The organism is Milkweed yellows phytoplasma str. MW1 (assembly GCF_000309485.1).
Classification (GTDB): Bacteria; Bacillota_I; Bacilli_A; order Acholeplasmatales; family Acholeplasmataceae; genus Phytoplasma.
In genome coordinates this window covers 1-5,481 of the sequence record NZ_AKIL01000145.1, presented here as the reverse complement: position 1 = coordinate 5,481, position 5,481 = coordinate 1, and the positions used below count along the sequence as shown (strand labels likewise).

The following is a 5,481-nucleotide window of genomic DNA, read 5'->3' as shown; positions in this document are numbered from 1 at the left end:
AAACTCCTTTTTTAAGTTTGGCTAAATAAAAAAACCAAACTGTTTATTTTAATTAATAAACAATTTGGTTCAATTAGTTGTTTTCTTTTGAATCCACTTTTGTGGGGCACCTCAATTGGTCTTTTGATGTTTTATTATGCATGTTGAGTCATTTTTTGTTCGATTGTTTGACTGCCGCCGCCAAAGGCGTTACCGTTTTTGTCAACTAATTCGTAATCACAAATTAATGTTAATTGAGGGTTTTTATTAGTAATGATTTCTTTTTGTTCCACATTGATGCGAACTTGAAGCGCTCCTTTGCCGTCTTTTAATATCATTTGTGGTCGTTTAGTGTTATCGTAAGTTGCGTTATTTACTTTAACTTCGTGTAAAAAAAAGTTTGATGGATTGGCAAAAGTGTTATGTGTGTCATATGTCATTTTTAATTTTAAATATAATGGAGTATTAATATCCATTCCGTTGGAGTTAAGAGTTGCTTTATGATCGAATGAAATCGTGTGAGCGTATTTTGTAGGGTTTAAATTTGGAAGTGGAAGTGGTATAATAGCTTTATCTTCGTTATTTCCGCCAGTTCTGAACACGTCAAATAAAGGAATTTCGGTCACTATTTTTATTTGTTCTTGTTTTCGTTTAAAAAAGTAATTAGTGATGGCGTAAATAGATGCAGCTACGAAAAAGAGTACGATAATAGCTGTAATTATCGTTAAAATTTTGTTTTGGGTTTTTGTGTTTTTATTTATTATTTTGTTCCTCCTGGGATGATTGATTTGATTAAATTAATAAAGTTATTGATTCCCGTTGTTAACCAGGGAATATTATTATCGTAGTAAACAATAATGACTTGTAAAATAAAATGTAAAATGATCGTTATGTAAGCGATTTGTTTTAATAAATTGCGTTTTTTTATTGGGATAATAGTTATATTTTCTTGTTTGGGGTTAGTCATTGTTTTTGTTACTTGTTTTTTGTTTGTTTCGTTAGTGTTTGGTTTTGTTTTTTTTCTTAATTTTTTTATTCATATTTAATTTCTCCTTTTTTTAATTATTTAATTTTATTATTCAAGCGGCTTTTAATTCTTTAGCTGTATATCCAGTATCTAATAATTCCTTAGCTGTAAATCCCAACATCTTTTAATTCTGCTGCTCTATTCGCAGCATATATCAATTTTTTAGACATGTAAAACTCCTTTTATTTGATATTTTTTTATTCTAATGTTAAATCTTTCACTTTATCTTTAATGGTTTTAGATAATTTGAAAGTTACTATGGTTTTTGAAGGAATTTTTAGTTTTTTGCCTGTTTGGGGATTTCTACCAGTATAAGCTTTTCTTGTTTTTAAAATGAATTTACCTATTTTAGAAGATAATATTACTTCTTCGTTGGAAGTAATTGATTCTATTAGGGTATGTTCGAATGAATGGTAAAATTCTTCTGTTTTTGAAATTGAGGTTTTATTTGCCTCAGCTATGTTTTTGATTAATTCTTTTTTAGTCATTTTTGGTTTTCTCCTTTTTGTTTGGTTTATTATTTTTTTTAGTTTTAGTTTTTAATTTGCTGCGGTCTTTGAAGTAAGTACCGCGGGCGATTTCAGTCATGGCGTCGCTCATGTTATTTCTCCTCTTCGATTGTGTAAATATAAAAAATATTAATTATTAAAATTAAAAGTGTTACAAGTGCCACTATTGTGTTTAATAAAGTTTCTGAGCTTAATTCAAAATAAGAAGTTATTTTGAAAGTTAAAAAAAAGTTATTATTGGACATGCAGTAGATAATATAACTTTTAAAATTTTATTCATTTTATTTTTTCTCCTTTATTTTGGTTTTCTTTTGAAAAGTTAAGATGTTTAACATCGATATTTTTTTGTTTTAAAATGGTAAATTATCAGTTTGAGGTTTATTATCTAAAAAGATGACATTATGTACGATCACTTTGGTATTTGTTTTCTTTTGACCTTCGTTGTTGGTGTATTTTTGGACAGATAATATTCCTTCAAGATAAATTTTCGATCCTTTATGTAAGTATTTATGAAAATTTTCAGCTTGGGTTCTAAAAACTACACAAGGAATATATTGAACTTTGTCTTTGGTTTGATTAACCGCTAATTGAAAATATATTTTAGGGACTTGTTCGTTGTTACTTTGAATATATTCTTTTTTAAGGTCATGTGTAATTCGACCTATTAATTGAATTTTGTTTAACATTTTTTATTCTCCTTATTTTGATTATTTTTAATGTTGATTATTTTGTGGTTATTTGTTAAAGTTGTTTTTCTTTTTTTTTGTATTGAATTTAAATTTTACACTAACTAAGTAATAGTCTCAACTAAAGATAATAGAAACAAACCATGCAAGCAAAATATTAAAAGATAGAAAATATTTTCTAGTTTCATATCATTTATTTTTTCAATTTATTGATTGCTATATTTTTAAGAGCTTCTACTTGTCTTAAAGTTAAATTAAGTTTATAGGCTATTTCATGATTAGAATAACTCGGTTGATAATCTTCATTGATATTTCCTAAAGGAATGCCAAAACTTAATCTAATGATATTAAATTCCTTTTTACTTAGTTTGGTTTTGAGTTTATTTAATAAGAGTTCATGATTTGCTTGTTTTAACCATAATTGATGTGGGTTAGGACTTCTATTTAATTTCTCCAATGAATGTTTTTCTTCTTGAAAAGAAGTGTTATTAGTTTTATGAGTTTTTTGAGGAATTGAAGGAGAATGACTTTTTCTTATTAATTCTCTGATTTCTGATTTTATAGTTGGTGTCGCATAAGCAATAAAGTCATAACCTAAATCTACATATTTATCTAAAGCCTTGATTAATCCTAAAACTCCTTCTTGGTATAAATCATCTTTTTTAAGGACACGTGGATAATATTTAAATTTAGAAACTAGTTTTTTTGCTAAGGGTAAATGTAAATTGATTAGTTGATGGCGAATTGTTAAATTCTTTTTATTTTTTAAAAAATCTTTAAATAATTCTTGTCTTAACATTTTATTCCTTTCTAAAAACGTTTTTAGAAAAGATATGAAAATTACTTTAGTCTTGAATAATAAAAAAAGACTAACTTAATAGGTTAGTCTTAAAGAATTTTTAAAAAGTAAAAAGTGTCTAAAGTTTTGGAACACCTCATTTCCTCCAAGAAAAAAAACAAAATAACTCATTTCTTATCCTTAATGGGTGAAAAAATAGAGTCCCAAAATAAAATAATTAAGAATTTAGAATCCTTCAAAAAGAGTTTAATCAATTAAAAACACAATGCCTTTCCTTTTATCTAATCTAAACTACCAAAAATACCTTTTTCCTCCTTTAAACCATTTATCAAAAATAATTAGCTCTTTTATATATTTAATCATTTTCCCATATTTGTTATGATAAAATTAAATTGATATTGAAAAAAATAATTTCATTTAATATTGTTCAAATTCAAAGAGGTAACAAGAGGTAACAATGGTTAAACAACAGACAGGAAAATTTGTTTTACGTAAAATAATTATTATTTCTATTTTTATTTCAATGTCTATAATGTTGGATTATTTTCAAAAATGGTTTTTACCTTTTTTAACTTTACCTTTTGGAGGACAAATTTTTAAATTATCTTTTCTTGTTTTATTTTTATCAGGTTTCGTTTTAGGTTTTAAAAACGGTTTAACGGTCAATTGTTTTTACACTTTATTCCATTTATTAAAAAGTTATGCTTATATCATCAGCACTAAAGAAGTTTATCAATTGGGATGTTTTTATTTTTTCTTAACTTTACTTTTTGATTACCTTATTTATGATTTATCAGTTAGTTTATCAGGTCTTTTTTATAAAAACGATTTTAACCAGTTAAAAAATAAAAAAACTATTTTAATCAGTTTGTTTACAATAGTCTTTTCCAGAATTTTAAGCACTTCTCTTTCTACTTATTTTGTTTATTTTCAAAGAATCAACCCTTCGCAAAAAGATTTGTTTTTATGGCGTTTTTTATACAGTTTAAAAGAAAAGGGACAAGCTTGGGAATTTTGTTTATTTTTTAGCTCTTTTTTATTTATAATTTATTATGTTATCGGCAGTATATTAATTATTTTTTTAGCTCCTAAATTAGAATATGTTTTAGAAAAATATTCTTTAGAAAAAATTAACTTCTAAGTAAAAGAAGAGCATAGAGGAAGAAATGAGTCATATTCAATGGCTCATTTCCGTTTTAGAACTCTTTTAAGAAAGTACTTGAAATCTTTTAAGAGTTCTTCTTTTGAATAAGAGATAGAAAAGAAAGAAAATTAATATATTTTTTTAGTAAAAATGAGTTAAAACGATTTATAATATATTTAGTTATGACATTTAAAAATTTTTGTTTTTCACTTAAAATATTTTTAAAAAGTTATTCACAAGATAGGAATTGCAATTTATGGCCGAAAAAAAACCTTATTTAGTTATTTTATTTTATAATTATTCACATATTGAAGACCCTGAATCTTTTCAAAAAAGTCATTTAAACTTTTGTCAAAAATTAGGGCTTTTAGGGAGAATTATTGTTTCTCATGAAGGTATTAATGGTACTTTATCAGGTTTAGAAAAAGATATTAACACTTATATGGCTGATTTAGCACAAGATCCGCGTTTCTCAGAAACAGAATTTAAAATAGAGCCTTCTGATAAACATGTTTTCCCTCGTCTTTCGGTAAAACATAAAGAAGAAATTGTGGCTTTAAAATTAAAAGACGATATTTCTTTAAAAGAAAAAGCGAATAATTATTTAAAACCTAAAGAATTTTATCAATTATTACAAAAAAAAGATGTAGTAGTGTTGGATGTTCGTAATGATTATGAATATAATATAGGACATTTTAAAAACGCTATTAACCCTAATGTTCGTAATTTCCGTGATTTACCTAAATGGGCTGAACAAAACATCTCTTTATTGAAAGATAAAAAAGTTTTGACTTATTGTACTGGCGGAGTGCGTTGTGAAAAAATGTCCGCTTTTTTAAAGCAAAAAGGGGTAGAAGAAGTTTACCAATTAGAAGGCGGTATTGTTAAATACGGTCAAGACGAAGAGGTTCAAGGCAAATTATTTGACGGTCAAGTTTATGTTTTTGACGAAAGAATAGCGACTAAAGTAAATCAACACGAACACGTTATCGTGGGTAAAGATTATTTTGACCAAAAACCATGTGAAAGATATATTAACTGCGCTAATCCAAGTTGTAACGTACAAATTTTATGCAGCGAAGAGAACGAACATAAATATTTAGGCAGTTGTTCGAAAGAATGTCGAAAACATCCTAAAAATAGTTATGTCATCAAACATAATGTTGATATCAATCAAAAAGAATATAAATCAATTTTATAATAATTAGTTTAAAAATAATTAAGTCATCAAAATTGTTCTTTTTTGTTAAAATATTTTGACTTTTGACAATAACAGAGCTCCGCAAATTTGCAGATGTCTAAACCAAATATAACGCATTCTGTTTAGTGGTAACTCT

General features: G+C 26.0%; 7 protein-coding genes. 2 read left to right on the top strand and 5 right to left on the bottom strand.

The window, feature by feature from the left end; translation table 11 throughout:
- Positions 1–134 precede the first annotated feature (134 nt).
- The 5 genes from RI76_RS02630 to RI76_RS02610 all read right to left on the bottom strand — a co-directional run bounded on the left by RI76_RS02630 (position 135) and on the right by RI76_RS02610 (position 3,000).
- A complete protein-coding gene (locus tag RI76_RS02630) occupies positions 135–605 on the bottom strand; it encodes a hypothetical protein (RefSeq protein WP_017192603.1) in 471 nt (156 codons plus the stop codon).
- Positions 606–739: 134 nt separating this feature from the next.
- Complete coding sequence (locus tag RI76_RS02625; protein ID WP_017192602.1) at positions 740–946, bottom strand: hypothetical protein; 207 nt, start codon at positions 944–946, stop codon at positions 740–742.
- Between the two features lie 257 nt (positions 947–1,203).
- On the bottom strand, positions 1,204–1,494 hold the full coding sequence (locus tag RI76_RS02620; RefSeq protein ID WP_017192601.1) for an HU family DNA-binding protein: 291 nt from the start codon (positions 1,492–1,494) through the stop codon (positions 1,204–1,206).
- Positions 1,495–1,865: 371 nt separating this feature from the next.
- On the bottom strand, positions 1,866–2,201 hold the full coding sequence (locus RI76_RS02615; RefSeq protein WP_017192599.1) for a single-stranded DNA-binding protein: 336 nt from the start codon (positions 2,199–2,201) through the stop codon (positions 1,866–1,868).
- Positions 2,202–2,394: 193 nt separating this feature from the next.
- On the bottom strand, positions 2,395–3,000 hold the full coding sequence (locus RI76_RS02610) for a sigma-70 family RNA polymerase sigma factor (protein WP_017192598.1): 606 nt from the start codon (positions 2,998–3,000) through the stop codon (positions 2,395–2,397).
- Between the two features lie 457 nt (positions 3,001–3,457).
- Between RI76_RS02610 and RI76_RS02605 the strand changes: the two genes are divergently transcribed.
- Together RI76_RS02605 and RI76_RS02600 are read left to right on the top strand one after the other, a co-directional pair.
- Positions 3,458–4,141 carry a hypothetical protein gene (locus RI76_RS02605; protein ID WP_017192597.1) on the top strand — a complete coding sequence of 228 codons (684 nt, stop codon included), beginning with the start codon at positions 3,458–3,460 and terminating at the stop codon, positions 4,139–4,141.
- Positions 4,142–4,400: 259 nt separating this feature from the next.
- Positions 4,401–5,345 (top strand): rhodanese-related sulfurtransferase, encoded by a 945-nt coding sequence (locus RI76_RS02600; RefSeq protein WP_017192596.1) that lies wholly within the window; start codon positions 4,401–4,403, stop codon positions 5,343–5,345.
- The last annotated feature ends 136 nt before the right edge of the window (positions 5,346–5,481 follow it).